The organism is Sorangium sp. KYC3313 (genome assembly GCF_052075895.1).
Classification (GTDB): domain Bacteria; phylum Myxococcota_A; class Polyangia; order Polyangiales; family Polyangiaceae; genus Sorangium; species Sorangium cellulosum_B.
In genome coordinates this window covers 7,339,397-7,365,607 of the sequence record NZ_CP197255.1, presented here as the reverse complement: position 1 = coordinate 7,365,607, position 26,211 = coordinate 7,339,397, and the positions used below count along the sequence as shown (strand labels likewise).

The 26,211-nt window shown below is 72.1% G+C and carries 19 protein-coding genes; 9 read left to right on the top strand and 10 right to left on the bottom strand.

What is annotated here, in order from left to right:
- Window positions 1–36: 36 nt before the first annotated feature.
- Both tatB and tatC read left to right on the top strand, forming a co-directional pair.
- Window positions 37–738 carry a Sec-independent protein translocase protein TatB gene (tatB, locus tag ACSRUE_RS28400; protein WP_441286329.1) on the top strand — a complete coding sequence of 234 codons (702 nt, stop codon included), beginning with the start codon at window positions 37–39 and terminating at the stop codon, window positions 736–738.
- Window positions 735–1,625, top strand: coding sequence for a twin-arginine translocase subunit TatC (tatC, locus tag ACSRUE_RS28395; RefSeq protein ID WP_441286328.1), 891 nt, complete (start codon window positions 735–737; stop codon window positions 1,623–1,625). The genes tatB and tatC overlap by 4 nt, the downstream gene beginning before the upstream one ends.
- Window positions 1,626–1,871: 246 nt before the next feature.
- Here tatC and ACSRUE_RS28390 read toward each other — a convergent pair whose 3' ends face one another.
- The 5 genes from ACSRUE_RS28390 to ACSRUE_RS28370 all read right to left on the bottom strand — a co-directional run bounded on the left by ACSRUE_RS28390 (window position 1,872) and on the right by ACSRUE_RS28370 (window position 5,437).
- Window positions 1,872–2,810, bottom strand: coding sequence for a prolipoprotein diacylglyceryl transferase (locus ACSRUE_RS28390; protein ID WP_441286327.1), 939 nt, complete (start codon window positions 2,808–2,810; stop codon window positions 1,872–1,874).
- Between the two features lie 2 nt (window positions 2,811–2,812).
- On the bottom strand, window positions 2,813–3,490 hold the full coding sequence (gene lspA / locus ACSRUE_RS28385) for a signal peptidase II (protein WP_441286326.1): 678 nt from the start codon (window positions 3,488–3,490) through the stop codon (window positions 2,813–2,815).
- Window positions 3,491–3,747: 257 nt separating this feature from the next.
- Entirely contained in the window at window positions 3,748–4,431 is a 684-nt protein-coding gene (lspA, locus tag ACSRUE_RS28380; protein ID WP_441286325.1) for a signal peptidase II, read from the bottom strand.
- Between the two features lie 157 nt (window positions 4,432–4,588).
- On the bottom strand, window positions 4,589–5,056 hold the full coding sequence (locus ACSRUE_RS28375) for a DUF4398 domain-containing protein (RefSeq protein WP_441286324.1): 468 nt from the start codon (window positions 5,054–5,056) through the stop codon (window positions 4,589–4,591).
- A gap of 27 nt (window positions 5,057–5,083) precedes the next feature.
- Window positions 5,084–5,437: a DUF4398 domain-containing protein gene (locus ACSRUE_RS28370; RefSeq protein ID WP_441286323.1), complete on the bottom strand. Its 354-nt coding sequence runs from the start codon at window positions 5,435–5,437 to the stop codon at window positions 5,084–5,086.
- 631 nt (window positions 5,438–6,068) lie between these two features.
- Here ACSRUE_RS28370 and ACSRUE_RS28365 point away from each other — a divergent pair.
- The 3 genes from ACSRUE_RS28365 (at window position 6,069) to ACSRUE_RS28355 (ending at window position 11,358) form a co-directional block, all read left to right on the top strand.
- Entirely contained in the window at window positions 6,069–8,471 is a 2,403-nt protein-coding gene (locus tag ACSRUE_RS28365) for a DEAD/DEAH box helicase (protein WP_441286322.1), read from the top strand.
- Between the two features lie 383 nt (window positions 8,472–8,854).
- On the top strand, window positions 8,855–10,426 hold the full coding sequence (locus ACSRUE_RS28360) for a protein kinase domain-containing protein (RefSeq protein WP_441286321.1): 1,572 nt from the start codon (window positions 8,855–8,857) through the stop codon (window positions 10,424–10,426).
- Window positions 10,427–10,479: 53 nt separating this feature from the next.
- Window positions 10,480–11,358 (top strand): class I SAM-dependent methyltransferase, encoded by an 879-nt coding sequence (locus tag ACSRUE_RS28355; protein WP_441286320.1) that lies wholly within the window; start codon window positions 10,480–10,482, stop codon window positions 11,356–11,358.
- A gap of 94 nt (window positions 11,359–11,452) precedes the next feature.
- On the opposite strand, the gene ACSRUE_RS28350 is transcribed toward ACSRUE_RS28355, so the two are convergent.
- The 4 genes from ACSRUE_RS28350 to ACSRUE_RS28335 all read right to left on the bottom strand — a co-directional run bounded on the left by ACSRUE_RS28350 (window position 11,453) and on the right by ACSRUE_RS28335 (window position 17,077).
- A complete protein-coding gene (locus ACSRUE_RS28350) occupies window positions 11,453–12,565 on the bottom strand; it encodes a DUF1566 domain-containing protein (RefSeq protein WP_441286319.1) in 1,113 nt (370 codons plus the stop codon).
- Between the two features lie 220 nt (window positions 12,566–12,785).
- Entirely contained in the window at window positions 12,786–14,345 is a 1,560-nt protein-coding gene (locus ACSRUE_RS28345) for a pre-peptidase C-terminal domain-containing protein (protein WP_437944372.1), read from the bottom strand.
- Between the two features lie 489 nt (window positions 14,346–14,834).
- On the bottom strand, window positions 14,835–16,472 hold the full coding sequence (locus ACSRUE_RS28340) for a hypothetical protein (RefSeq protein WP_441286318.1): 1,638 nt from the start codon (window positions 16,470–16,472) through the stop codon (window positions 14,835–14,837).
- A 305-nt stretch (window positions 16,473–16,777) separates the two neighbouring features.
- Entirely contained in the window at window positions 16,778–17,077 is a 300-nt protein-coding gene (locus ACSRUE_RS28335; RefSeq protein ID WP_437944374.1) for an FtsB family cell division protein, read from the bottom strand.
- Between the two features lie 311 nt (window positions 17,078–17,388).
- Between ACSRUE_RS28335 and ACSRUE_RS28330 the strand changes: the two genes are divergently transcribed.
- Entirely contained in the window at window positions 17,389–22,686 is a 5,298-nt protein-coding gene (locus ACSRUE_RS28330) for a protein kinase domain-containing protein (protein WP_441286317.1), read from the top strand.
- On the opposite strand, the gene ACSRUE_RS28325 is transcribed toward ACSRUE_RS28330, so the two are convergent.
- Window positions 22,623–23,525 (bottom strand): hypothetical protein, encoded by a 903-nt coding sequence (locus ACSRUE_RS28325; RefSeq protein ID WP_441286316.1) that lies wholly within the window; start codon window positions 23,523–23,525, stop codon window positions 22,623–22,625. The genes ACSRUE_RS28330 and ACSRUE_RS28325 overlap by 64 nt on opposite strands.
- On the opposite strand from ACSRUE_RS28325, the gene ACSRUE_RS28320 reads away from it, so the two are divergent.
- From ACSRUE_RS28320 to ACSRUE_RS28310, 3 genes are all read left to right on the top strand, one after another.
- Entirely contained in the window at window positions 23,503–24,834 is a 1,332-nt protein-coding gene (locus tag ACSRUE_RS28320) for a Fic family protein (protein WP_441286315.1), read from the top strand. The genes ACSRUE_RS28325 and ACSRUE_RS28320 overlap by 23 nt on opposite strands.
- A gap of 160 nt (window positions 24,835–24,994) precedes the next feature.
- The gene (nth, locus tag ACSRUE_RS28315) at window positions 24,995–25,756 is read left to right on the top strand and encodes an endonuclease III (protein ID WP_441286314.1); all 762 of its coding nucleotides are present in this window, start codon (window positions 24,995–24,997) and stop codon (window positions 25,754–25,756) included.
- A 156-nt stretch (window positions 25,757–25,912) separates the two neighbouring features.
- Complete coding sequence (locus tag ACSRUE_RS28310) at window positions 25,913–26,194, top strand: hypothetical protein (protein WP_437718824.1); 282 nt, start codon at window positions 25,913–25,915, stop codon at window positions 26,192–26,194.
- Window positions 26,195–26,211 lie beyond the last annotated feature (17 nt).

Below are 26,211 nucleotides of genomic sequence, written 5' to 3'. Positions count from 1 at the left end.
ATGGATCCCTGCTCCCACGCGCGCTAGCTTGCGCGCGTGTTCGGCTTCAGCTTCGGCGAAATCATGGTGCTCGCCATCGTGGGCATCATCGTGGTCGGTCCCCGGCGGTTGCCTGCGATGATGCGGTCGGCGGGGAGCTGGATCGCCAAGCTCCGCCGCTTGAGCACGGAGCTCCGGACGCAGAGCGGCATCGACGATCTGATCCGCCAGGAGGGGCTCGAGCGTGAGCTCCGCGAGCTCCGCGCCCTGTCGCGGGTCAACGTGATCGAGACGCTGGTGAACCCCGTCGTCAACGCCGTGACCGCCGGTACGATCGCGTCGTCCACGTCGCGCGTGAGGCCGCCGGATCCCGAGCCGCCGCCGCCCGTCGTGCAGCCGCCCCGCGAGCGCGAGTACCCCGTCCTCGGCTGCGACGCCTACGGAGTGACGCTGGACGGGGCCCCGGACGGCGTCACCGGCCTGCCGGTCGCGCCGGAAAGCGCGGCCCCCACGGAGACCGCGGACGCCACGGCCGGCGTCGAGCCCGCCGCGGCGACAGCGCCCGTGGCCGCAGAGACCACCGCGGCGACCGCGACCGCGACCGCAGAGACCACCGCGGCGACAGCGCCCGCGGCCGCAGAGATCACCGCGGCGACAGCGCCCGCGGCCGCAGAGACCACCGCGGCGACGGCGCCCGCGGCCGCAGAGACCGCCGCGGCGACGCAGGGCGTGGCGACCGGAAACGGAGCGACGTCATGAGCCAGGAGCAGGCGGCGGCGGTGAAGAGCGGCTCCCCGGGGACGGAGGGCGCGCCGAGCGACGCCACGGAGGATCCGGGCGAAGACAAGCCGATGTCGTTCTGGGAGCACCTCGACGAGCTGAGAAAGCGGCTCGTCCGGAGCATCCTTGTCTTCTTCGCGGCCTGCATCGTGGGGTGGGAGGTACGCGAGGAGCTCTTGCACTTCCTGACCGTCCCGTTCGTGCAGGCGTGGCGGGAGCAGAGCCTGGCGGGCAACCCCTCGCTCCACTTCGGCGCGCCAGCGGCCGCGTTCGTCGCTTACTTCAAGCTGTCGATGATCGGCGGCGCGGCGATGGCCTCGCCGTTCATCTTCTACCAGCTGTGGTCGTTCGTCGCGCCCGGCCTCTACGCCAAAGAGAAGCGCTACGTCATCCCGTTCGTCCTGTTCTCGACGATCCTGTTCGTCGGCGGCGGCTGGTTCGGCTGGCGAGCGGCCTTCCCGATCTCGTTCGGTTACTTCCTCAGCCTGGCCGGCACGGTCGGCGGCGACGGGGTGACGATCACGCCGACCGTGATGATGGGCGACTACCTCGACTTCGTCGCCCAGCTCCTGCTCGGCTTCGGGATCATCTTCGAGATCCCGCTCATCGTGCTCTTCCTCTCCATCGCCGGCATCGTCAACTACATCCAGCTCATCCTGTTCGGCCGCTGGTTCGTGTTCGGCGCCTTCGTCCTGGCGGCCGTCCTGACGCCGCCGGACATCACGAGCCAGCTCGTCATGGCCGTGCCGATGTGCCTGCTCTACGTGCTCTCGATCGGCCTCGCGTACGTCTTCGGCAAGCCGCCGACCGACGCCCAGCGCGCGGCGTACAAGGCGCGCAAGGAGAAGGAAGTCACCAAGGGCTGACGGGCGGCGCCGTGGTGGGGTGAATCCCCCCCACCCTGCCGGAACGATGCAACCGCCAAGTCGCCACAAGACGCCAGGACGATTGAGTTTTCTTGGCGTCCTAGGGCGACGTCGCGGTTCAAACGACCCCACCTTCGGCCAAAGTCCCCCCCACCACCGGCGGCGCGGCGCAGCCCGGACCGCCTGCGCTGCGTCCTCCGCGCGCCGCCCTCCGCGCGCCGCCCTCCGCGGCGGCGGCGGCGCAGGTCAGGCGGCGGGCGCGGCCGCCGCGGGCGCTGCCTTCCGGCTACGCGCCACGTGGATCGCGACCGCGGCGCCGGCCATCGCGAGCCCGATGAGCTGCGACGTGGACAGGCCAACGAGGCCCCCGCGGTCGTCGGCGCGCGCGAACTCGAGCACGAAGCGCCCGAGCGCGTAGAGGCCGAGGAACGTCGCGAAGACCTGCCCGTCGTACCGCTTCCGCCCGTGCACGTAGAGCAGGCAGATCGCCGCGATGGCGAACGACATCGCCGACTCGTAGATCTGCGTCGGGTGCACCGGGTGCGACGGCAGGCGCGGGCTCGTGAGCTCGAGCAGCTTGAACTGCGCCTCGCTCGCGGGGCTGTTCGGCGGGAACGAGAGCCCGAAGGCCCCGTCGGTGCGCTGGCCGAAGCAGCAGCCGGCGAGCAGGCAGCCCATCCGGCCGAACCCGAGGCCCAGCGGGACGGCGAAGCCCGCCATGTCCGCCGCCTTCCAGAACGGGAACCGATCGCGCTTGAGCAGCCAGTACGCCATCGTCGACGCGCCCACGAAGCCGCCGTAGTACGTCAGGCCGCCCGCCCAGAACTTCGCCCACGCCAGGCAATCGCGCTCGACCGGGTGGCAGACCCCCTTCGCCGCGTCCCACACGCCGTGGTACCGCGACACGCAGAGCGCCTGCTCGACCTTCCAGTCGACGAGCGACGGGTCGGTGCACAGGTGCACGTAATCCCAGAAGTATCCGTCGGCGATGACGTGGAGGAGCCTGCCGCCGACGACGCCCGCGAGCAGGCAGGCGAGCCCCAGGTCGACGATCACATCCGGGTCCTCGCCGATCCGCCGCGCCCACAGCGCGCCGATGGCCGTCGCGAAGAGGAAGCCGGTCAGCAGCAGCAGGAAGTAGGCGGGGAACGCGACGTCGAGCAGGCGGAACAGCTCGGGCCGCATGATCAGCCCGCGGACGCCTTCGCGCCGGACGCCTTCCCTGCGACCTCGGGGCGGTGGGGGGAGAACATGTCGATCGCCATCAGCCCGACGCCCACGACGATCGCGATGTCGGCCACGTTGAACGTCGGCCACACGAACGTCGAGGTGAGCCGGACCTGGATGAAGTCGATGACGTACCCGTAACGGATGCGGTCGACCAGGTTCCCGAGCGCACCGCCGAGCACGAGCGGCAGCCCCCACCTGAGCGCGGTCTGGGAGGGGTGGAGCTTGCGGTACAGCGAGACGATGAAGACGATCGCCGCGAGCGAGACCAGCAGGAAGAACGGGCGGCGGATCGCCTCGCTCTCGTCGCCCAGGATGCCCCACGCCCCGCCGTGGTTCTTCGCGAAGATCATGTTCAGGTGATCCTTGATCACCTCGATCTTCCGGAACGAGAGCGGCCGCGGCGCGGCGGTGAGGTCCGTGAGCGCCTGCGGCTCCAGCCGGTCCTTGGCCCACCACTTCGTGCCGAGATCGGCGGCCAGCGTGACGGCCGAGACGGCGATCAGGAACACGTACGACGGCCGGTAGGCGGGCCTCGCCGGCGCGACCACGTCGTCGTCCCCCTCCTGCGAGGAGCCGCGCCCCTCGCGGTCACGTTCGCCGGCGGAGGCCGGCGGCTCGCCGGCCGGCGCGTTCACGGGCGCGGAGCGATGCGACTCCGCATGGGCACCTTCGGTCTCAACAGGAGCGTCTCGCGGCGTCGCGTCTTCAGTCATGCGGAGCGCGTTCCTCTACGACAAACCGAGCGCTCCGGCAAAGGCTTCCCTCCGCGGGCGCCGCCGCGCGGGTCTTTCACGCCTCGCGCGTGTCACGTGACGTGCGTGATTTGCACGCGCCTCGCCCCGGCGCCGCGCCGCGCGCCGTCTGCTCCGGCCGAGGCGCCCGCTCGCGTCCCTCAGCTGGCCGGCGGCACAGGCGGAGGCGCTTCCGTCGATAGCGGAGGGGTGGGGTCACCGCCTGCCGGGCCCTCCGAGGCGCCACGAGCGTCCGGGGACGGCGCGCTCGGCCTGCGGGTCGCGACGATCATGTCCTTGGACATCAGGATGACCCCCGCGACGATCGCGATGTCGGCCACGTTGAACGTCGGCCAGTGATACTCCCGACCACCGCGGATCACGTACATGTCGATGAAGTCGATGACCCAGCCGTAGCGGATCCGGTCGACCAGGTTGCCCATCGCGCCGCCGAGCGCCAGCGCGAGCCCCCACTTCATCCCCGTCTGGTCCCTGTGGACGCGCCGGTAGATCGAGAAGATGAAGACCATCGCCGCGGCGGAGACGAACAGGAAGAACGGTCGCCGCAGGCCGTCCGGGAGGCCGCGCAGGAAGCTCCAGGCGCCGCCGGGGTTCTGCGCGAAGATGAAATCGAGGTGGTCCGGGATGATCGTGAGGACCTTCGCGCCCGACCGCTTCGGGTCGAACCCGGTGAGGCGCGCGTGCGCCCACCCCTTCGTCACCAGGTCGGCGGCGCACGAGACGAGCGCCACGACGGCCAAGAAGCGGAGCGAGGCGCGCTCCTCGCTGGGGAGGTCGTCGGGAAGGTGCGCGACGGGCGACGCTTGCGGTGCGTCCGAGGACATCGTCCTCGCTTCTACGCGATGGCGTGGCACGGAGCAAACAGCCTCGAGCAGGGCGATGCCCGGCGGCGCTTGTCTTCCGCTCTTTCGCTCTTTCGCTCTTTCGCCCTTCCGCTCTTTCGCGCTCGCCCGCGCCTCCTCCGCCGGTCGCCGCGCCGGTTCAGCGCTGGTTCAGGATCACCACCGGACGCTCCGGGGCGCGCGATCGCACCGGCGCCTTTTCCCGTCCGGGAGGATCGGTCGGACCGGCCGGGTCGACCGCCGGCGCCCCCCTCCTTCGCAGCGCGAGGTGCACCTCGCCGTACGCCTGGAGGGCCGCGCCGCGCTGCCGCTCCGCGGCCGCCGCGCGCCCCAGCGACTCGGCCAGCTGCGCCCGGCGCCCCGCGAGGTACGCGAGATCCCTCGCCTCGGCGAGCTCGCTCCCCCCGGCGAACGCCTGCTCCGCGCGCTCCATCGCCTCGGTGGCGCCGCGCAGGTCCGCGGGCGCGAGCTCCGCCGCCGCGCTCGCCCGGGCGCGCTCGTAGCTCTTCCTCGCCTCGATGAGCTCCTTCGGCGGGAGCGGGGCGCTCGCGCACCCCAGGAGACCGCCGACGAGCAGAATGGCCACTGTCCCGTGATTGGTTCGCATGATTCCGCGCCTCCTGTCCGCGAGCCCCTAGCGGAGCTGCCGCTGGATGGATCCGACCTCCTCGAGCGTCTCGTGCGTGCGGGCCTGAGCCTGCGCCTCCCGCAGGAGGGCGAGCGCGAGCTCCGCGTCCGCCTGCGCGCGCAGGAGCATGCGCTGCGCCCGCTCGGGCACGCCGTCGGCCGACAGCCTCGTCGCCCGCTGCATCTGCTCCCGGGCGAGGCGGAGGTGGGCTTCCGCCCGCGGATCCTCGTCGGCTCCGACCTCCTCGGCGGCTCGGATCATCGCCTCCGACGCGCCGAGCCGCTCGCCGAAGCTCGGAGCGTACGCGGCGCACCCCGCCATCGACGCGCCGAAGAGCGTCAAGAACACTGCGTTTTTCATGTGCGACACCTCGTTGCCAGCCCCGGACGAGAGGTCGCCCGGAGAAGGCGGGTGAAAGAGCGGATGGGATCATCGACTCCGGATCTCCGTCGTCGATCGGCTCTTCATCAGGCAACCAGCACACCAGGGCCGACGGCCTCGGGGCGGCGCCTGAGCGCGCACGCGAGAAGCGCCGCCCTGCGTCCGTCGGTGCAGGAGGAATCACGACGACACTGAGACATCGCCTCACGCGCCGTATCCGCGCTTCCCATCCGTTGCGCGCAAATGAGCCATTCGCCGGAGCGCCCGTGTGCGGCGCGTGCGGCAACTGGACCCCAGGAGAGCCCCTGACACCGGATCTCGTTCGAGGACGGGAGAGGCCAGCTCTCCGCTGTACGCCCGCCTGCCGCGGCAGCCCGCCGCGACCGCGTCCCGCGCCGGCCCGGGACGCCCGCCTGCCGCGCCGATCCGCCGCGCCTGCCCTTCACCCGCGCGCCGCCCTCCCCGCATCCGCGCGCCGCCCTCCCCGCATCCGCGCGCCGCCCTCCGAGATCCTGGCCGCGCAGGCCAGCGCAGCGTCAGGGCGGCCGACGTGTGCGTCGCGCCCGATCCGGTTGAGTGACACGGCGCATCTGTTTAGTATACCTGCGTCATGCCGTCGCCCCCCTGGAAGATCGAGACCGGCGTCGAGACCGTCATCTCGTCGTGGCTTGCCTCCGGCTACGTCCGCCCTTGTTTCACCGCGGATCGCGAGCTTCCGCCGGCCGACGCGCGCACCGCGCCGCTGCCCGACGCGCTCTCGCCGGCGCTCCGCGGCGCCCTGGAGCGGCGCGGCATCGATCGGCTCTACGAGCACCAGGCGCGGGCCTTCGCGGCGGCCCGCGCGACGCCGGCAGGCCCGCGCGCCGCGGCGGAGCCGGCGCGGGCGGGGCGGCACGTGGTCGTCGCGACGCCCACCGCCAGCGGCAAGAGCCTCTGCTTCCATCTCCCGGTGCTCGACGCGCTCGCCGAGGGCACCGCGTCGGGCCAGGGCGGCAGCGCGATCTACCTGTACCCCACCAAGGCGCTCGCCCGGGACCAGGAGGCCGGCCTGCACGCGCTCATCCGCGAGGCGGGGCTCACGATCCCGGCGATCGTGTACGACGGGGACACGCCGGGCGACGCCCGGCGGGCGGCGCGCGAGCGCAGCCCCATCGTGATGACCAACCCCGACATGCTCCACGCGGGGATCCTGCCGCACCACGCGCACTGGGCGCGGACGTTCCAGCGCCTGCGCTACGTCGTGCTGGACGAGCTCCACACCTACCGCGGCGTGTTCGGGTCGCACGTCGCCCACGTCCTCGCCCGGCTGCGCCGGGTCGCCGCGTTCCACGGATCGAGCCCGACCTTCCTCTGCGCGACGGCGACGATCGGCAACCCGCAGGCGCACGCCGCGCGCCTGCTGGGCGTCGCCGAGGACGAGCTCGAGCTCATCGACGAGTCAGGCGCCCCGCGGGGGCCGCGGCGCTTCTTCCTGTACAACCCGCCGGTGGTGAACGCGGAGCTCGGGGTGCGCGCCAGCACCCTGAAGAGCGCGGTGCGCCTCGCCGGGGATCTCGCCCGCGCCCGCGTGCCGACGCTGGTGTTCGGCCAGTCGCGCAACTCGGTCGAGATCATGCTGAAGTACCTGCGCGAGGGCGTCGGCAAGGAGATCGGGGCGGAGGACGCGATCATGGCGTACCGCGGCGGCTACCTCCCGGAGACGCGCCGGCGGGTCGAGCGGGGGCTGCGCGAGGGCGAGATCCTGTGCGTCGTGGCCACGAACGCGCTCGAGCTCGGCATCGACGTCGGCGAGCTCGACGCGGTGATCTGCGCCGGCTACCCCGGGTCGGTCGCCGAGACGTGGCAGCGCTTCGGCCGGGCGGGCCGGCGCGGCAAGACGAGCATCGCGGTCCTGTGCGCCACCAGCGCGGCGCTCGACCAGTACCTCGCGAGGAACCCGGGGTACCTGCTGGAGCGCGGGGCCGAGTCGGCCCGGATCGATCCGCAGAACACCGAGATCCTCGTGCAGCACCTCAAGTGCGCGGCGTTCGAGCTGCCGTTCCTCAAGGGGGAGCCCTACGCGGCGATGCCGCCGGACGACACCGTGGCGGCGCTCCGCTTCCTGCAGGACAACGGGGTCGTGCACGAGTCGAACGATCGCTTCCACTGGGCGGCCGACGCGTATCCGGCGAACCACGTGAGCCTGCGCTCGGTGGGCTGGGACAACTTCGTCATCATCGACAAGGCCCTCGGCAAGACGCTCGCGGAGCTCGACTGGCGCGCGGCGCCGACGATGCTCCACGAACAGGCCATCTACCAGCACGACGGCGAGCAGTACCAGGTCGAGCGGCTCGATTACGAGAACCACAAAGCCTTCGTGACGAAGGTCGTCCCCGACTATTTCACGACCGCGCTCACCCACCGGAAGGTGAGCATCCTCGACGAGAGCGCGGCCGCCCCGCTCGGCCGGGCGACCGCCGCCTTCGGCGAGGTGAGCATCGTGGAGAAGGTGGTCGGGTACAAGAAGATCAAGTTCTACACGCACGAGAACGCGGGGTACGGCGACGTGCGGCTGCCCGACATCCAGATGCACACGACCTCGTTCTGGCTCACCGTGCCCGAGCCGCTCTGCGAGGAGCTCGGCCTCGGCCGCGCGACCGCCATCGACGGCCTACGCGGGATCGCGCGGGCGCTGGAGACGGTCGCGACGCTCTCGCTCATGTGCGATCCGCGCGACATCGGCCAGACGCTCGAGGACGGGAGCGAGGCGCGGGAGGTCCCGGCCGGCGGAGAGGCGGCCGGGGTCTTCGATCCGACGCTGTTCCTGTTCGACAACGTGCCGGGCGGCGTCGGGCTCTCCGAGCGCATCTACGAGCAGCGCGACGAGCTCCTCGCGCGCACGCGGCAGCTCATCGCCGGCTGCCGCTGCGACGAGGCCGGCTGTCCGCTCTGCGTCGGCGCCACGGAGACCGTCGACGCGAAGCGCAAGCGCGCGTCGCTCGGGCTCCTCGCGATCTTGCTCCACCAGGCGTGAGCCCGACAGCGAGCGCATCCGGGCGCTCGCAGCGGCGCGCCGCGCATCATGTCCTGAGCGGACGGGCACCAGACCCACGCAGATCCAGCGACATCCACCTCGCTCCGCGCCCCTGAGCCCCTGCCACGCTCGCGATGGGCGCTCGTCGTGGACGTGTCGCCGCCGCCCGCGCTGGCGCTCGTGACAGCCATGTTTCGGCGCAGAGGGGAACACCACGAGTCGATTTGTGCAATCGACCGCAGCATCTCTGGAGATCGAGCGCTGTCGCCCCTTTACCCCGCCCCTCGGTGCACTCTAGAGTCGGGGGCACCGTGGAGAGCGCGCCATCGAGGGGGGTTGTTCTGGGGCGTTACGCCATTGGACCGCGGATGGCGCGCGGCGGGATGGGCGAGGTGTTTCGCGCGGTCGCGCTCGGGCCGGACGGCGAGGAGGTCCCGGTCGCCATCAAGCGAATCGTCCCGATGCACGCCGGCAGCGACGATCTCAGGCAGCTCTTCATCGCCGAGGCGAGCATGATGACCCGCCTCAAGCACCCCAACATCGATGAGGTGCTCGACTTCGGCGTCGACGAAGCGGGCGACTTCTACCTCGTGCTCGAGCTCGTCTCCGGAACGGATCTCGGGCGACTCTGCAAGGGGCTCTGGGCGCGCGGGGAGAGCGTCCCGGTGCCGATCGCGCTCTTCGTCGCCGCCCAGGTGCTCGAGGGGCTGGGCTACGCGCACGAGCGCTCGGCCGCCGAGGGGCAGCTGATGGTGCACCGCGACGTGAGCCCTGGAAACGTGCTCATCTCGCTGAGCGGCGTCGTGAAGATCGCGGACTTCGGCGTGGCGATCGCCACGCGGGGCGACGGGGGGGACACCGCCCGGCGCGACCTGGTCGGGAAGCCGAGCTACATGCCGCCCGAGCAGTTCGACGGCGAGCGCGTCGACGCGCGCGCCGACGTGTTCGCCCTCGGGGTGGTCCTGTTCCAGATGCTCACCGGGACGCGGCCCTTCCCCGGGAGCAGCGCCGCCTCGCGGATGGAGGCGGCGCGCGAGGGGCAGATGTTGCGGGCGAGCGAGCTGCGCGCCGAGGTGAGCCCCGCGCTGGAGGCGATCCTCTCGCGCGCGCTCGCGCCGCGCCGGGACGACCGCTTCCCCGACGCGCGCGCGATGCTGGAGGCGATCGAGGCGCTGCGCGAGGCAGGCCACGAGATCGGCACGCCGGAGGACCTCGGGGCGCTCGTGAGCGCGGCGCTGAAGGAGTCGCCGGAGTCGCGTCCGCCGGGCCCCCACACGCCCGAGCTCCCCGAGGACGAAGACGACCTGGAGGGGGGCGAGCTGACGCGCGCCGACGCGGGCAGCCCCTTCACCCTGCGCGCGACGCGACGCCCCGGCCCATCGTCGCAGGGGCTCGGCGGCGAGGCCGAGGCGCTCGACGCGCTCGATGGCATCGACGCGGCGCTCCCGGCGCCGTCGAGCGCCCCGATGAGCGGCGGGTTCCACGCCGTGGCGCCGGCGTCCGGCGAGGAGAGCGCGATCGATCCGGTCCAGGCGTCGAGCCCGAGGGGGGCGGTCTCCCTGGCGCCGAGGCCGCGCGACGAGGCGCGGCCGCCGTCGTCGGCGCCGGGCGCGGTCCTCCCGCCGGCCGGGGCGACGCGGCAGCGCCTGCTCGCGGGGGCGATCGCCTGCGCCGCGCTGGCGGGGATCGCGGTGGTCAGCGTGCGCGTCAGCCGCGGCGGACCGAGCGCAGCCTCCCCTGCGGCCGTGCAGCGCGCCGTCCGGGCAGTGCAGCCGCAGATCACCGCCGCCGTGCAGGCCGCGCTGTTGCCCCTGCGAAGAGCTCCTTCCCCTGCGAGCCCCGCCGCGGGCGCCGCGCCGGCCGCGGGCTCTGCCGCGAGCGCCGCGCCGGCCGCGGGCTCTGCCGCAGGCGCCGCGCCGGCCGCGGTCACCGCCCCCGCCGCGGATACCCCGTGAGTCGCAGCGCCGCAGCGCTTGCGGCGCTCGGTCCGCTCGGTTAGCAGCGCGGCATGCGACACCCTCACGTCCTCCTCGCCCTCGCCCTGACCGCGCTCGCCGGGTGTAGCGCCTCGCCGCCCGCAGCTCCGCCGCCTCCGACGGCCGCGCCTCCGGCTCAGCCCGACGCGCCGCCCGCTGCGGCGGCCCCCGCCCCGGGCGACGCGGTCGCCTCGGCGCCGTTGTCGGTCGCCTCGGTGGAGGTGCCTGCTGCCCTGCGCGCCGTCGTCGACGCCGCCGATCGCGCGGACGCCGACCGGGCGCTCGACGCCGGCCGTAAGCCAGCGGAGACGCTCGCATTTTTCGGCATTCAGCCGGGGATGAAGGTCGCGGAGCTCGAGGCGGGGGGCGGCTACTCGGCCGAGCTCCTGGCGCGGGCGGTCGGGCCGGGAGGGGTCGTCTATGCGCAGAACAACCGCTTCGTCCTCGAGCGCTTCGCCGAGAAGCCGTGGGGCGAGCGGCTCAAGAAGCCCGTGATGAAGCCGGTGGTCCGGGTCGATCGCGAGCTCGACGACCCGTTGCCGCCCGAGGCGCGGGATCTCGACGCCGTGTTCCTCGTGCTCTTCTACCACGACACGGTGTGGATGGAGACGGACCGGGCCGCGATGAACAGCGCGGTCTTCCGCGCGCTCAAGCCCGGCGGCGTGTTCGCGATCATCGATCATGCCGGGCGCGCGGGGACGGGCGTCACCGAGGTGAAGACGCTCCACCGCATCGAGGAGAAGATCGTGCGCGAGGAGATCGAGCGGGCCGGCTTCCGGCTCGCCGCCGAGGCGACCTTCCTCCGGAGCCCCGCGGACACGCGCGACTGGAACGCCTCGCCGATGGTGGCGGGCGACAAGCGGGGCACGAGCGATCGCTTCGTCCTGAAGTTCGTCAAGCCCGGGGGCTGAGCCGCCGCGGCGGCCTCCGCTCATCGCTGGCGGCGGGTGGGCGGCGGCGCATGCCATGCGCCGTCGGAGCCGCCCCCCGGCGCATGGGCGGCGCTCACCCGTCGGAGCGAACGCAGCGCGCGAGCCGCCGATCGCGGACCGTGTGGTCCTGCGATGCGCCGTTCGTGAAGTTGACGAGGACGGCCTTCTCCGCGCTGCCGATGGCGGGCGTCGACGACCAGAAGACGTCGGGCGGCGTCCCCGGGAAGGCCTCCAGGTCGATCGCCGGCCCGGACCGCCGATCATCGACGATCGAGAGCAGCTCCTTCGCGCTCGGCAGCCGCCAGTCGCCCTTCTCGGCGAGGTCGAGGTCCTCGCAGTGCGCGAGCGCGTCGCTCCAGATGAACCGGGTCTGGGAGGCGTGGCGCTGCCAGACGAGCCCCGTCGAGCGATCGAGCACCCAGTCCTCGCCGGGCGAGAGATCGGCCGGCGCGATCCCCTTCGCGCCTCCGACGCACAGCGCCCGCGCGCCGGCCGTGTCGTCCTTCGGGAAGAAGCCGAGGGACGCATCGCTGGCCATCACCCCCCAGGCGAACGAGCTGTCCGCGGCGACGTCGGTCGCGGACCAGTAGAAGCTGTCCTGGGTGGACGTGAAGAAGATATCGGGAAACGCCGTGGCATGGCCGAAATCCACGATGGAGACGAGCTCGATCCGCGCCGGTAGGCGCCAGTCCGAGAGGCCGCCGATGCGCTGCGCGCTGAGCGCCGCGCAGTGCTCCTGCGCGCCGACCAGCGTGAATATCCCGTTCTCCGCCACCTTTTCCCAGGTGAGCCCGGTCACCGAGTCTTTCACCGCGCCGTCGGTTTCTGTGTAGGAGGGGACGGCGATCTCGTAGTTCCCGTCCTGCCCGAAGAAGGGCGCCGAGGGCCCTGGGCACGCCTCCAGCACGGTGGTCCCGTTCGAGCAGCGCGTGGTCGGCGAGTCCGGCCATGTCACCGGCACGGGCGGCGACCCTCCGCCGCCGGTCCCTCCCCCTGCGCCCCCGCCGCCGATCGGCTCGCTGCCGCCGCCGCCGATCGGCTCGCTGCCGCCGCCGCCGGTCGAGCCCACGGTGCCGCCGCCGAGCTGAAAGGGCTCTCCGATGCATCCGGCGAGCGTGACGCACTCCACGAGCAGCGCGGCCAACAGCCAGGTGAAGCGAAGGGCGTGAGGGGTCTCGTTCGGCATGGGCAAGCGGCGGCGCCAGGAGAGGATCCGGGCCAGCAGCCTATCATTCACCGGGGCGCGGGGGTCGACTTCCTCGCAGGCGCCTCGCGCTGCAGGCGCGCATCACCGCCGCCTGCCGCCCGCCGCTTCGTTCCCCCCCCGCTCCCCCCCCGCGCCCGCGCGGGCCGGTCGGCCCATGAGAGGCGGAGTCTCCGCCTTTGCGGACCGAGGGTCCGCCGCGTCACGGCGCCGTGTAGTCGACCTTCACCGTGTACGTGCTCTCCGTGTATCCCTGCACGAGGAGGAAGGCCTCGGACTGCCCTTCCGGGACCGTCAGCTCGCACGTCTCGTCCGCGCCGTCGAGGTAAGGCCGGCAGTCGAAGGCGCCCAGGGTGGGCTGCTCGCCGAACCGCACGTAGAGATCGGGATCCCCGGTGCCGCTCATCACGGCCCGCAAGGTCGTGCCAGCGACCACCGAGATCGGCCCGTGGGACGCCGTCTCGCGCCGCGAGACGCTGCCGTCGAAGCTCGTCGACGTCTCGGTGCCGCCGCCCCCGGGCTCACCTCCGGGCGCCTTCGGCGCGGAGTAGCGCACCTCGATGTCGTAGGTCGAGGCCGTGAAGCCGTGCACCTTGACGAAGGCCCTCGTCTGGCCCTGGGGCACATCGAGCGTGCAGGTCTCGTTGGCGTCGCTGAGGTAGGGCCGGCAATCGAACGATCTCGCCGTCGGCGCATCACCGAATTTCACGAAGAGATCCGGGTCTCCGGTCCCGGTCATGACGACGGTGAGGGTCGTCCCGGCCACGACCTCGAACCCCTCGGCGGGCCCGACCGCATCGAAGGCTCCGCGGGCGAGGCGGCCGCTGAAGTTCTCGGTGGTCGGCTCCCCGGCCGGCGGCTCCCCGGTCGGCGGCTCCCCGCCGCCTCCGCCATCCCCGCCATCCCCTCCGCCGTCACCGCTCGGCGTGCCATAGAGCGACCGGACGCCCGCGATGTCCTTCGTCGTGAGGACGAGCGTGCTGTCGCCTGTGCCGTTGCACTGGGGATAGTGCATGACGGACGCGCCGTCGTACTCGGTGAGAGCACGCCAGTTGTCGTCCTCGAAGCAGGTGCCCGACTCAGGACGGGTGTGCTCGTGACGGAAGCCAAGGGTGTGCCCCAGCTCGTGGCGGAGAATGCCCGTCATCGTGGGCCGCGTGCTGCCGAAAGCGGTCCTGTCGATCAGCACGTTCCGCGAGTACCTCGACTGGCCGGGGAAGAAGGCGCGCGCCAGGTACTGGCCGCCGGCGTTGACGGGGTTCACGTCGAACAGGACCTCGCTGGTGCTCGATGTGCAGCGCGAGTCGACAGACTCGACGTGGATGAAGTCGACGTCCGCGACGTCCTCCCACGCCTTGACGGCATCCGCCATCGCCGTCACGACCTCCTCGTACCTGTCCCCGAATCTCGTGCTCACGCAGTACGAGAGGTTGTGCCGCTGCTCCGCCGTCCAGATGAGGTCTTGCCCGCGTTCCTGGTTGACGATCAGCGCACCATCACGCACATGCGCCTCCCAGAACTCGCGCAGATGCTTGATATCCACGACCGGCGTGTCCCCGTTAACAATGTAGATGCCGGTGTCAGACTCCCGGAACACCGTCCGCTCGAATCGCTCAAATCCCAGCTGATTCGCGCCGATTTCCTCGGTGTCGGCGCTGCCGACGTCTGCCGAGCAACCGGCCGCGGCAGCGGTCAAACCAGCGATCACCAGAACGAGCTTACGGGCGATCACATTGCTCTCTTGCGGCTTTGCAGGATGCATTTGGAGCTCCTTTCGGGGGAGGCGAATCACGCTGTCCACGCGAACTCGATGAGACCCAAATGCCTTAACCTGATTTGACCCGCAGTCGGATAGCCAAATCTGACCGCCGTTCATAAAAAGCGTTCAGGATTGTAAAAAATTTCGAAGAGAGCGGACACGGTTCGCTTGTCACAAGAAAATTCCCGTAACACGCGAAGCGAACAGATCGGGTCGGACAGACACACTGGAAAACAACACATCTTGAGATCGGGCGACGCGCACTTGCACCAGGGCGGCATCGGGATCCTCCTGCTTCCGTTGCGCCGATGAAAGGCGCGGAACGCACGCATGCAACGCGACGGCTGCAACGCGGCGCGCGCGGGCGCAGCTGCGGGCGCCGCGGCAGCCGACAGCGCGCGGGCACCTCCGCGGGCGCCGAGCGCGGCGCGATCCTTCAGGGCAGCGTCGGGACGGCGCGCAGCGCTCGCCGCGCGGGACGACCGCGGGCGCTCACCCGCGCGCCGACAGGATCCGGCTGAAGGCCTCGCCGACGGCGCGCGCGAGCTCGACCATCCGGCGCGAGCCGCTCGATGTGTCGAGGATCCGATCGGCGACCAGGATCATCGCGGGCCGGCCGACGACCTGCACGGCGACGGCGGCGACGTCGAGGCTCGGGTTGACCATGACGTCGAGCAGCGGCGCGTGGGTGGGGGTGCCGGGGATCGGGCCGACGTAGAGGTGGGTCGCCACGGCCGTGGCGAGCACGCTCGGCTGATCCATCGGGAGGGAGAGCTTGCGCAGCGCCTCCTGGTCGCCGAACTCCGCGTTGCACGCGAACCCACGAAAGACCCCGCGGTGCGCGGCGAAGATGGCGACACGCCCGGCGAACAGCCGCAGCCCCCGGAGCGCGAGCCGGATGACGTCGTCGCGCGTGCGCGCGAGGTAAAGCGCGTCGATGACGTCGCTCAGATCGACGAAGGGCTGCGGCGGCGGATCGTCGTCGAGGGGATCGCCGAGCTCTGGCTCGGGCGCGGGAGGCAGCGCCGGGAGCCGCCCGGAACGCCTGCTCGACGGCGGCGCGGCGCTCTCCGGGCGAGCCCTGCCGCTTCCAGGCGGCGGGACCTCCGCATCGGCGGAGCGGCGGCGCGAGCGCGGCGCGAGGCCGGAGGGCGCGTCGAGCTGCAGCCGGCCGAGGCGCCGCGTCGAGGGGGCCGGCTCCCGCCCGGCGCTGTCCGGCGCGCGGTCGGGGCCAGGCGAGGCCTGGGGCAGGATCGAGGCGAGCAGCTTGAAGGGCGGCGAGATCTCCACGGGCGGCGGCGGCGGAAAGGAGACGGCCGGCGGCTCGACCGCCGGCGCGCGCAGGGCCGCCTGGCGCCCGGTCGCCCTCCCGCCGGCGCCGCGTTCGGCGTCCGCTGAGCGGCGAGCGCTCGCGGGAGAGCCGCGCGCGCCGGGGGCCGCCTTGGCGTGGCGGAGCGGCAGGATCGCCTCCTCGTGCGCCGCCGGCGTGTCCGCGCGCTGAGCGTGACCGTTGTGCGCCGCTCCGCGGTGGCCATGCTTGCCGCTCGGCGCCTCGACCAGGCTCACCTCGTCGAACGAGGGCACCGAGGCGCGGCGGATCAGCGGGATGGGCACCTCGGACGACGGCGGCGGCGGGATGGTCGACTGGGGCGCGCCGTGCGGAAACGCCGGGGTCGCGCGCCGCGCGCGGGAGGGGACCTGCTCCCGCTCGTCGAGATCGAGGGCGCGGATGGCCTCCTCGATCGCCGTGATCGGCGCGCGGAAGATGCGCACCGGCGCGCCGAGGTGGAAGCTGAACTCGTCGGCGATGTGGCGATCGAGCGGATCGGACGCCGCGACGTCGATGGTGCCGACGCCGGGATCGATGCGGATCGGGACGGCGCCGAGGCGGCGGCACATGGCGCGCGGCAAGCGCGCGACGAGATCGCGGGCGCCGACGACCTGCCGGAGCGCGAGGCCGCCGTGGCGATCGAGCTCCTCCTCCAGGGCGCGCTCGCTGAGGGCGGCGCGGTCGATGAGGGCGCGAGGGAACGGGATGCCCCGCAGGACCGCCACGAAGAGGGCGGCTTCGACCTCAGCCTTGGAGACGGCGCCGGCGGCGATGAGGAGGCGGCCCAGGTCTAGCGACACTCGCTGCACAATACCAGAAAGGACGCTGCCAGCGTGCAGCGCCCCGCATCCGGTCACGACGGATGCCGCTCCTTCTGGACGGGCGGCGAGCGGCCAGCGGGCCCGCGCGCCACGCCACCCCAGGCGGCGGCGTGGCGCGCGCTGGGCGAGGGAGAGAGCCAGGCGAGCTCATGCGCTCGCGCCGCGCGCTGGCCCACGTCCTGGCGCCGAGCGCGGCTCACGTGGTCACGTCGAGCGCTTCCGCGGCGGAGCCCTGTGGCCGACAGGACAACAGGCCTGGGGGAGGGCCGAGAGACCCGGAGTCCTCAGCGGGAGAACTGAAAGACCACCTCGCTCTGCCGCACGAGACCCAGGTTGTCGCGCGCGATCCTCTCCACGGCGGTCGGGTCGTCGCGCAGGCGCGCCACCTTGCCGCGGAGCGCCTCGATGTGCCGCCCGAGCTCGGCATTCTCCTCCTCGACGTCGGCGAGCTCTCTCTCGAGCTCCCGCAGGCGAGGCAGCCCCTGCGGCGAGAAGATCATGATCGGTGCGCCCACGACGGCGACGATGAGCACCGCGATGGGGAGGGTCCGCTCCAGGAACTGCGCTAGTCGACGCACAGACATCCGCTCGCACGTCCTCCGCGCTCCTGTCAACTTTCCTCCAGGGTTCCTGCAACTCCGCGTTACCTGTTACCCGGCCTCTCGGCGCGGCAGGCGCGGTGAGCACGACCCCGCGCGCCACGTCGATCGACGTCGATTGCGCCCACGTCGAGCGCCGCCGTCGCGCCGCGCGCCGCCGAATCGCCCTGCAAAACAGGCGGTCGTCGGATGTCGCATGGAGCCCCAAGCTTCGCTAGCATGACCCACGTCCCCCGCCGTCCGGCAGGTCCGCTGCGCGCGCGACGCCGGCACGAGGGGTCGGCCCGAGGAGTCCCATGTCCCTTGATATCGTCCGAGGCGAGCTCGAGCGCCTCTTCTCGCTCGATGAAATGATGGCCCTGTCGTCCGACCTCCTCGGCTTCAGCCCGGCCGAGATCGGGGGCAGCGCCTCCAAGGCCTCCTTCGCGCGCGCCCTCACGGATCATTGCGTGGAGCGCGACGCCATCGATGCGTTGATCGATGCCGTCATCGCCTCGCGCGCAGAGGTCGACGCGCGCGTCCGCGCCCTCGGCGCCCATGGGCTCGGCCTGCTCGAGGAGATCGGGCCCGGCGAGGCGTTCGGCGACTACATCGTCACGAGAAAAATCGGCGAGGGCCCCCGGGCCCTGGTCTACGCGGCGACCCGGGGGACCGAGCCGCGGACGCTCAAGGTGCTCCGGCGCGAGGCGACCCGGGACAGCCGGGCGGTGCGCAGGTACCTCACCCACGTCCGCCTGGCCGCGCAGGTGCACCACGAGAACCTGGCGAGCGGCATCGACGCGGGGATCGTGGGCGGCCGGGCGTTCGTGGCGTACGCGCACATCGACGGGCTGCCGCTCTCGGCGCGCCTCGCGCGCTCGGGGCCGATCCACATCAACGAGGCGAAGCCGCTGCTCCGCGGGATCCTCAGCGGCCTCGCCGCGCTCCACGAGCAGCGCCTCGTCCACGGCGCGCTCAAGCTCGAGAACGTCGTCGTGGCCCGCGGCGAGGACGGGGAGCCGCTCCCGGTCCTCGTCGACGTCGGCGGCGACCGGCTCGGCGCCGGGTGGTCCAGCCCGGAGCTCGTCGAGGCGGCCAGCCCCGAGCAGCTGCGCGGCGAGGGCGTCGGCCCCGCGAGCGATCTCTACGCCTTCGGCGCGCTGCTCTTCGAGCTCCTCACGGGCAAGCCCGTGTTCTCGGGCGCCGCCGCGGTCGACGTCGCCGTCGCCCACCTCATCGAGCCGCCGCCGCCGCCGAGCGCGGTCGCGCCGCGCGGCTGGGTGGGCAAGGACATCGACGAGCTCTCGGGGCGCCTGCTCGCGAAAGCGCAGGACGCCCGGCCGAGGGGGACGCGCGCGGTGCTCGACGCGATCGAGCCGCTCGGCAAGCCGCAGCAGCAGGAGGCGGCGATCGAGGGCGCGCAGCTGAACGACCTCATCGATCGGCTCGTCGCGAGCCCCACGGACACGGAGCTCGCGCTCGCCGTCGAGGCGGCCGTCGATCGGGGAGCGGACCCGGGGCGCGTGGCCGAGGCGCTCGTGATGGCCTCGGAGCAGATCGACGCGGGCTCGGCGCCCGGTCAGGGCGACGACCCGGCGGTCGCGGCGAAGAAGCTCCTGCACTTCCGGGCGGCCAGGATCTACGAGAAGGGGCGGCTGCACGACAAGGCGGAGGCGGTCTACCTGCGCCTCCTCGAGCTCGCCCCGGGCGACGACATCGCCTTCACCGCGCTCGAGGAGCTCCGCAAGGCGCTGGGCAAGCACGAGGAGCTCGTGGAGATGCTCCTCCAGCGGAGCGAGCGCGCCGAGACCGCCGGCGAGCGCGCCCGGGCGCTCAACGAGATCGGGCACCTCTACGTGCGGGAGCTCGACGACAAGGACCAGGGGGTGTTCGCCTTCGCCCAGGCGCTCGCCCAGGATCCGGAGCAGGACGCGTACGCCGTCGACCTGGAGCGCGCGGCCGGCAACGACGTGAAGGTCTGGTCCGAGGCGCTCCAGATCCTGAGCCAGGCGAGCACCGACGAGGCGATGCCGGCCGAGGCGAAGCTCGCGCTCTTCAACCGGCTCGGGCCCTGGTATGCGGAGAAGGTCGCGCGGGCGGACCTCGGGATCCCGTGCTTCCAGTTCGTGCTCGGGCTCGACCCCGCGAACGAGGAGGCGCTGGAGGGGCTCTCGCAGGTCTACCGCCGCGCCCAGCAGTGGCAGGAGCTCGTCCAGGTGCTGCTCTCGCGGGCCGATCGCGCCGCGACCCCGGGCGAGGCGCGCGACCTCCGCGCCGCGGCGGCCGAGCTCCTCGAGACGAAGCTGAGCGACGCGGGCCGCGCGCGCGACCTGTACGAGCAGATCTTCACCGAGGACCCCGGGCACACGAGGACGTGCGAGGCGCTGCTCCGGATTTACCGGCGCGCCGAGGATCACGCGGGCTACGCGAAGATCCTCGAGCGGCGCGCGGAGGCGCTGCGAGGCGAGGAGCGCATCGACACGATGTGCAAGCTCGCCGAGCTCTACGAGGACCGGCTCGGCGACCTGGTCGAGGCGACGCGCCGCTACGAGGCGGCGCTCGAGCTCGATCCGGCCAGCCTGACCGCCCTGCGCGGGCTCGATCGCATCCACAGCCGCGCCGGCAGCTACGCGGCGCTGCTCCAGAACCTGGCGCGACAGATCGACGTCAGCGCGACGCCGCGCCAGAAGATCAACCTCTACGAGCGGATCGCCGGCATCCATGACGAGGAGTTCCTCGACCACGCGAAGGCGGCCGAGGCCCTCGAGGCGATCCTCAGGATCGACAGCGCGCACGAGGGCTCGCTCGCCGCGCTCGGGCGGCACTACCGCGCCCTCGATCGCTGGGAGGACGTGGTGTCGCTGTACGAGCGGCAGCTCGGCATCGTGCCCGACGACAAGCGCCGGGAGGAGCTGCTGCTCGCGATGGGGCGCGTGCTCCTCGATCAGGTCGGCTCGCCCGAGCGCGCCCGCAAGGCGTACGAGCGGGTGCTCGCGATCGATCCCCACCACGCCGGGGCGCTGGAGTCGCTCGCGCACGTGCGGGCCGCGACGGGCGACGCCGCGGCGGCGCTGAGCGCGATCGAGTCGCTCGCGGCGACGGCGAAGACCGCGGAGAGCAGGGCCGATCTCTGGATCCGCGCGGCGAAGATGCTCGAGGAGAAGGGCGATCGGGACGGGGCGATCGAGCGCTACAAGATGGCCCTCGACGCGCAGCCGCAGAACGCGGGCGCGTCCTCGGCGCTGCGCGCGGCCTACCTCGCCCGGGGCGACGCGACGAGCGCCGTCGAGCTCATCGCGCGCGAGGCCGAGGTCGCGGAGGGCAACCTCGCCAAGGGCCGCCTGTACGGCGAGATGGCGCTGCTCCTCCGCGAGCGCCTCAAGGACGACGAGCGCGCCGCGGAGGCGGCGACGAGGGCGGTCGACCTCGATCCGACGAGCGTGCTCGGGCTCATGATCTCGGGCGATCTCGCGTTCGAGGCGGGCCGCTTCCTCGAGGCGGCGCGGCACTACGAGCTCCTGGCGAGCCGGCTCGACGTCCTGCCGAAGGAGCAGGGGCTCAAGCTGCTGCTCCGCTACGTCGACGCGCTCGGCAAGAGCGGCTCGAGCGGCAAGGCGATCGGCACGGTGAAGGCGCTGCTCGCGCTCGCGCCGGACGATCCGGCGGCGCTCTCGCGGGCCGCCAGGGTCAACCTCGACGCGGGCAGGGCGAAGGAGGCAGCGGAGCTCTACGGCCGCCTCGTGGACCGCTTCGGCGCCGGCCTGCCGGAGCGCGATCGGGCGGAGGCGCTCCTCGGGCTCGGCGAGGCGAGGCTCGCGGCCGGCGACCCGGACGGCGCGGTGGCCGCGCTGAACGGCGCCGCCGATCTCCTCCCGGAGTCCCCTGCCCCGCTCGCCCTGCTCGCCAGGGTCTTCGAGGCCAAGGGGGACTGGGAGGAGGTCGTGCGCGTCAAGCAACGGCGGCTCGACATGGTGACCGGCGAGGACCGGAGCGCGCTCCTGCTCGAGATCGGCGACCTGCTCGCGGCGCACCTCCACGACCGGGCGCGCGCCGCGAAGAGCTACGTGGCGGCGCTGGACGAGCGCCCGGACGACCGGAAGATCCTCACGAAGCTGATGCAGCTCTACAGCGAGGAGAAGGACTGGTCGAAGCTCGTCGACATCGTCCTCAAGCTCGCCGCCAAGATCGACGACAGCCGGCAGAAGGCGAAGTACCTGCACACGGCGGCGATCGTGAGCGCGCGTCAGCTCGGCGATCTCGACCGGGCCGCCACGTTCTACGACGAGGTGCTGGCGCTCGACCCGTCCCTCACCCGGGCGCTCGCGGAGGCGATCGACCTCCGCGGCGAGAAGGGTGACCACGAGGAGGTGGAGCGCCTGCTGAAGGTCGAGCTCGACCGGGCGACCGAGGAGAACGACACGGCGAGGATGCTCGAGACGTTCGACCGGCTGGGCGCCCTCTACAAGGACAAGCTCGGCTGGATGAGCGAGGCGATCGACGCCTACGAGGCGGCGCAGACGCTCGATCCGGACAGCGAGGCGCGGAACGAGCTCCTGGCGAACCTCTACGCGAGCAACCCGGCGGAGTACCTGGACAAGGCGGTGGCCGCGCAGGCCCCGATCCTGCGGCGCAACCCGTACAAGCCGGACGCGTACCGGCTGCTCCGGAAGATGTACACCGAGGCGAAGCGCGCCGACGCGGCCTTCTGTCTGTGCCAGGTGCTCTGCTGCCTCAGCGCCGCGGAGCCGGACGAGGAGCGCTTCTTCCGGCGCCTGCGCCCCGACACGGCCGCGGCGGCGCAGCAGCCGCTCGACGACCGCGCGTGGGCGGCCGCGCTCGTCCACCCCGACGCGGATCCGCTCCTGACCGCGGTCTTCGGCGTCATCGAGCCGGCCGTGCTCAGGAAGAACGGGCAGCCGCTGGAGGAGCTCGGTTACCAGCTCGCCTACCAGCTCGATCTCTCGCGCCACCCCTACCCGATGTCGCAGACGCTCTACTACGCGGCGGGCGTCCTGGGCCTCGCGCCGCCGCTCACGTTCCAGGATCCGAACGACGGCGGCGGCGTCTCGTTCCTCCACGCGCACGTCCCGGCGATCGTGCTCGGCGCCGCGGCGCTCCAGATGGACCTGCCCACGCAGGCCGCCGCGTTCATCGCGGCCCGCCACCTCACCTACTACCGGCCGGGCATGTACCTCCGGCACCTGGTGCCGACGGGCACCGGCCTGCGCGCCTGGCTGTTCGCGGCGATCAAGCTGATCTCGCCCACGTTCCCGATCACGAAGGAGCTCGAGGGGCCGGTGATGGACGACCTGGCGGTCCTGGAGCCCATCCTCGTCGGGCCTGCGCGCGATCAGCTCGCGAGCGCCGTGACGAAGCTGCTCCAGGCCGGCGCCATCGACCTGAAGCGCTGGGTGTCCGGCGTCGACCTGACGGCCGACCGCGCGGGCTTCCTCCTCGCCAACGACCTCGAGCTGGCGCAGGAGATGATCAAGGCGACCGACGAGGCGAGCGCCGCCCTCCCCCACAAGGAGAGGCTCAAGGAGCTCACGCTCTACGCGGCCAGCGAGGAGTATTTCGCCATCCGGCAGCGGCTCGGCATCAACATCGACAGCTGAGGGCCGGCCCCTCGGTCGCGGAGCGCTCGCGCCCGGCCTCTAGCTGCGCCTGCCAGGACCGCGGGCGCAACCTGGCAGGGCGGGTCAACTGGATCATCGACGATCCAGCTGTGGGATGTCGCTTCCTGCCCACTTCCGCACCGGACTGGTTGACGGATAAATCCCCAAATTGCTAGGCTGCTGGCCGGCATTAGGCCTTTTCGATCGTATGTTAGCTCGCCGCAGCGTGGCAGCGGGCAGCCTGAGCGATTGTGTGAAAGCACGCCCATGGCGGCAAAGAAGACCCGAAAAACTTCGAAAAAAGACCGGAAGAGAGCGACCAAGGCCAGCGCGGCAAGCTCGAGGCGAGCAGCCTCGACAGCGCGGACGCGGAAGGCAAAGCCTGCCGCCCGCTCAGCCGCGCGCAAGCCGAAGCGGAAGGCCGCGTCCTCTCGTCCTGCTGCGCGACGCACCGCTGCCGTGAAGGCGGCAAAGCGCCGGAAAACCACGACAAAACGGGCGACCGCCCGCAAGTCGGCGGCCCCGGCGCGGCGCAAGGCGGCGCGCGCACCGGCGCGGGCAACCCGTACGGGCGTGAGGAAAAAAGCGGCGGTCGGGAGGGCGAAGAAGGCCACCCGCGCGGCCGCGAAGCGAACGAGCGCTTCCAAGGCGAAGAAGGCCGCGGCCAGGACGAAGGCCAGGTCGACGCGCACCGCCGCCAAGCTCAGGACCACCAAGGCCAGGGCGAAGGCCAGGGCGACGAAGGTCAAGGCGAGGGCGGCGAAGGCCAAGGCGACGCGGGCGAAGACGGCGAGGGCCAAGGCCACGAAGGCCAGGGTGACCCGCGCCAGGGTCGCCAAGCCGAGGGCCACGAAGGCCAGGGCCGCGAAGACCAGGGCGGTCGCCGGGCGGGCGCGGAAGGCGAAGGCCGCGAAGACGAAGGTCGCGCGGGTCAAGGCCACCAAGCCGAGGCTCGCGCGGGTCAAGGCCGCCAAGCCGAGGCTCGTCCGGAAAAAGATCGCGGCGCGCTCCGAGCGGGCGCTCGCGGCGCCGGCGGCGGAGCCGACGAAGCTCCGCAAGAAGCTGAAGCTGAGGCTCGACGACCAGCCGACGCTCAAAGAGAAGCCGAAGCTCAAGGAGAAGCTGAAGCTCAAGGACGTGAGGGAGCAGGCCGCGCCGGGCGAGGCTGAACGACCGCGCCGGGCGAGCGACAGGCCGTCGCGCACGAGCGACAGGCCGTCGCGCACGAGCGACAAGCCGGTCGTCGACAAGAAGAGCGCGCGGCCGGGCGTGGCGAAGGGGAAGAGCGCCGGGGCGTCGATCGAGCGCCGTCCGGGTCGCGCCCCGCTCCGGGAGGCGCCGCGGGTGGTCACCCTGCCGCTGCCGATGCTGCCGCCGCCTCGGCGCGCCACCATCGAGGAGCGCAGCGCGATCATCGAGCAGCGGTTGAGCGCGCAGTCGGAGGACTTCCGGCGGCGCTACATCGACAGCCTCGATATGTCGTGGATTTACCACGACAGCGCGCTCGAAGGGGTGGTCTACACGTTCGACGAGCTGCGCGCGGCCCTCGCCGGCCCGGCGCCGCTCGTGGCGGACTCGAGCCTTCAGCCGACGTACGATGACATCCGGCGGCACAAGGAGGCCATCGCGTACGTGCGCGAGCAGGGCGAGAACAAGCGGGCCCCGCTCACGCTCGACTGCATGAAGAAGCTGTACCTGATCCTCCATCCGGAGGAGGGGGACCTCAAGACGGTGAAATACCGCAAGGACATCCCCCAGCACCGGCTCTACTTCCACGAGTACGCTCCGCCGGACAAGATCGCCTACAAGGTGCGTCAGATCATCGACTGGCTGAACGACCCCGAGACGCGGAAGACGCGGAACGGCATCCGGATCGCAGCGCGCGCGCACTACGATCTGCTGCGGGTCTACCCGTTCCCGAACGACAGCGGCAAGGTCGCGAGGCTGTTCATGAACATGCTGCTGCTCCGCACGGGCCTGCCTCCGTCGATCATCCACTCGACCGAGCGGCAGCGCTATTACGAGGCGCTGAAGGGCTCGGCGACGACGGTGCTGCAGATGGTGCAAGAGTCGGTGGAGAACGCGCTCGCGAGCGTCGAGAAGCTCCTCGATGAGCATGAGACGCGGAAGCGCGCCTTCGTCAGCTGAAACGGCGGAGGGCGGTCGCGCGCGAGACCTCGTCCCGACTGGGCGAGGCGCGCGCCGGCCGCCCGCGTCCACCGCTGTCGGTCCCGCGAGCCAACATCGAGGCGAGGGCGTCGCACCACCGGCGAAGCGGCCGGGCAAGGCGGCTCGCGGGGGTGCTTCCATGGCGGCGACGACGCGCGGGCCGCGGCCCAAGAAGGCGACAGCGCTCGCCGACGCGGCTCGGCCGGCGCCGGCACGCGCAGCGCCGAGCGCGCCTCCGGCCACGTTCGCGCGGCTGCGGGCGCTGCACCCGGACGCCCACTGCGAGCTGGATCATCGATCCTCGTTCGAGCTCCTCGTCGCGACGGTGCTCAGCGCCCAGACGACGGACGTGCTGGTCAACAAGGTGACCCCCCACCTGTTCGGCGCGTATCCCGACGCCCGCGCCCTCGCCAGCGCCGATGCCGCCGAGGTGAGCGCGCTCCTCAAGCGGCTCGGGATGGGCATGTTCAACCAGAAGGGGAAGAACATCGTGGGGCTCGCGCGAGGCCTCATCGAGCGGCACGGCGGCGAGGTGCCGAGGACGCTCGCCGAGCTCGTGAAGCTGCCCGGAGTCGGGCGCAAGACGGCGAATGTGGTGCTCGGCGTCGCCTTCGGAGCGCCGGAGGGCGTCGTGGTCGATACCCACGTGCAGCGCGTGTCGCAGCGGCTCGGGTGGACGACCAGCGACAAGCCAGAGCAGATCGAGCGCGACCTCGTGGCGCTCTTCCCGCGGCGCGACTGGGATATGCTGTCCCACACGCTGATCTTCCACGGCCGCCGGATCTGCTTCGCGAGGAAGCCAGCGTGCGGAGGCTGCGGGATCAGCGACGCGTGCCCGAGCGCGTTCCGCGCAGAGAACGTGGGGCGCAAGCCCCCACGGCGCCGCGGCGCCGCGCCGTGAGCGCCGGCCGCGCTGCGCGCAAAGTGGGTGTCGAGCGCACCGGCGGAAGGTGGGAAGCAGGCGAACGCGGCTCATCGTCGCTCGGCGCCCGGCGCGCTGTTTATCGCGCTGGGGCCGAGGACGCGGGATAACCTTGGGCCAATGAAGGCTTCGCACATGATCCTCACCCTTGCCTGCCTCTTCACCGCGGCGTGCAGCCCTCTGGAGGACGATCTCTGCGACTACAAGTGCGACTGCGAGGGGTGCAGCGACCGCGAGTACGGCGACTGCCTCGATCGCTACGATGACAGGTACGTGGACGCCGACCGCCGCGGCTGCGTCGACCAGTACGACGCGCTCCTGGAGTGCGAGGACGACACAGGGATCTGCAACCGCGACGATAAGTGGAGTACGTCCTGTAAACCCGAGAAAGACGCGCTGGATCGCTGCATCGACTAGCGCTGCCGCGCGGTCGA

Bases quoted from the DNA above. Each gene is read 5' to 3' on its own strand.
- tatC (WP_441286328.1), top strand. From the start codon at position 735: ATGAGCCAGGAGCAGGCGGCGGCGGTGAAGAGCGGCTCCCCGGGGACG.
- ACSRUE_RS28390 (WP_441286327.1), bottom strand. From the start codon at position 2,810: ATGCGGCCCGAGCTGTTCCGCCTGCTCGACGTCGCGTTCCCCGCCTAC.
- lspA (WP_441286325.1), bottom strand. From the start codon at position 4,431: ATGTCCTCGGACGCACCGCAAGCGTCGCCCGTCGCGCACCTTCCCGAC.
- ACSRUE_RS28375 (WP_441286324.1), bottom strand. From the start codon at position 5,056: ATGCGAACCAATCACGGGACAGTGGCCATTCTGCTCGTCGGCGGTCTC.
- ACSRUE_RS28370 (WP_441286323.1), bottom strand. From the start codon at position 5,437: ATGAAAAACGCAGTGTTCTTGACGCTCTTCGGCGCGTCGATGGCGGGG.
- ACSRUE_RS28365 (WP_441286322.1), top strand. From the start codon at position 6,069: ATGCCGTCGCCCCCCTGGAAGATCGAGACCGGCGTCGAGACCGTCATC.
- ACSRUE_RS28360 (WP_441286321.1), top strand. From the start codon at position 8,855: ATGGGCGAGGTGTTTCGCGCGGTCGCGCTCGGGCCGGACGGCGAGGAG.
- ACSRUE_RS28355 (WP_441286320.1), top strand. From the start codon at position 10,480: ATGCGACACCCTCACGTCCTCCTCGCCCTCGCCCTGACCGCGCTCGCC.
- ACSRUE_RS28350 (WP_441286319.1), bottom strand. From the start codon at position 12,565: ATGCCGAACGAGACCCCTCACGCCCTTCGCTTCACCTGGCTGTTGGCC.
- ACSRUE_RS28345 (WP_437944372.1), bottom strand. From the start codon at position 14,345: ATGCATCCTGCAAAGCCGCAAGAGAGCAATGTGATCGCCCGTAAGCTC.
- ACSRUE_RS28335 (WP_437944374.1), bottom strand. From the start codon at position 17,077: ATGTCTGTGCGTCGACTAGCGCAGTTCCTGGAGCGGACCCTCCCCATC.
- ACSRUE_RS28330 (WP_441286317.1), top strand. From the start codon at position 17,389: ATGTCCCTTGATATCGTCCGAGGCGAGCTCGAGCGCCTCTTCTCGCTC.
- nth (WP_441286314.1), top strand. From the start codon at position 24,995: ATGGCGGCGACGACGCGCGGGCCGCGGCCCAAGAAGGCGACAGCGCTC.
- ACSRUE_RS28310 (WP_437718824.1), top strand. From the start codon at position 25,913: ATGATCCTCACCCTTGCCTGCCTCTTCACCGCGGCGTGCAGCCCTCTG.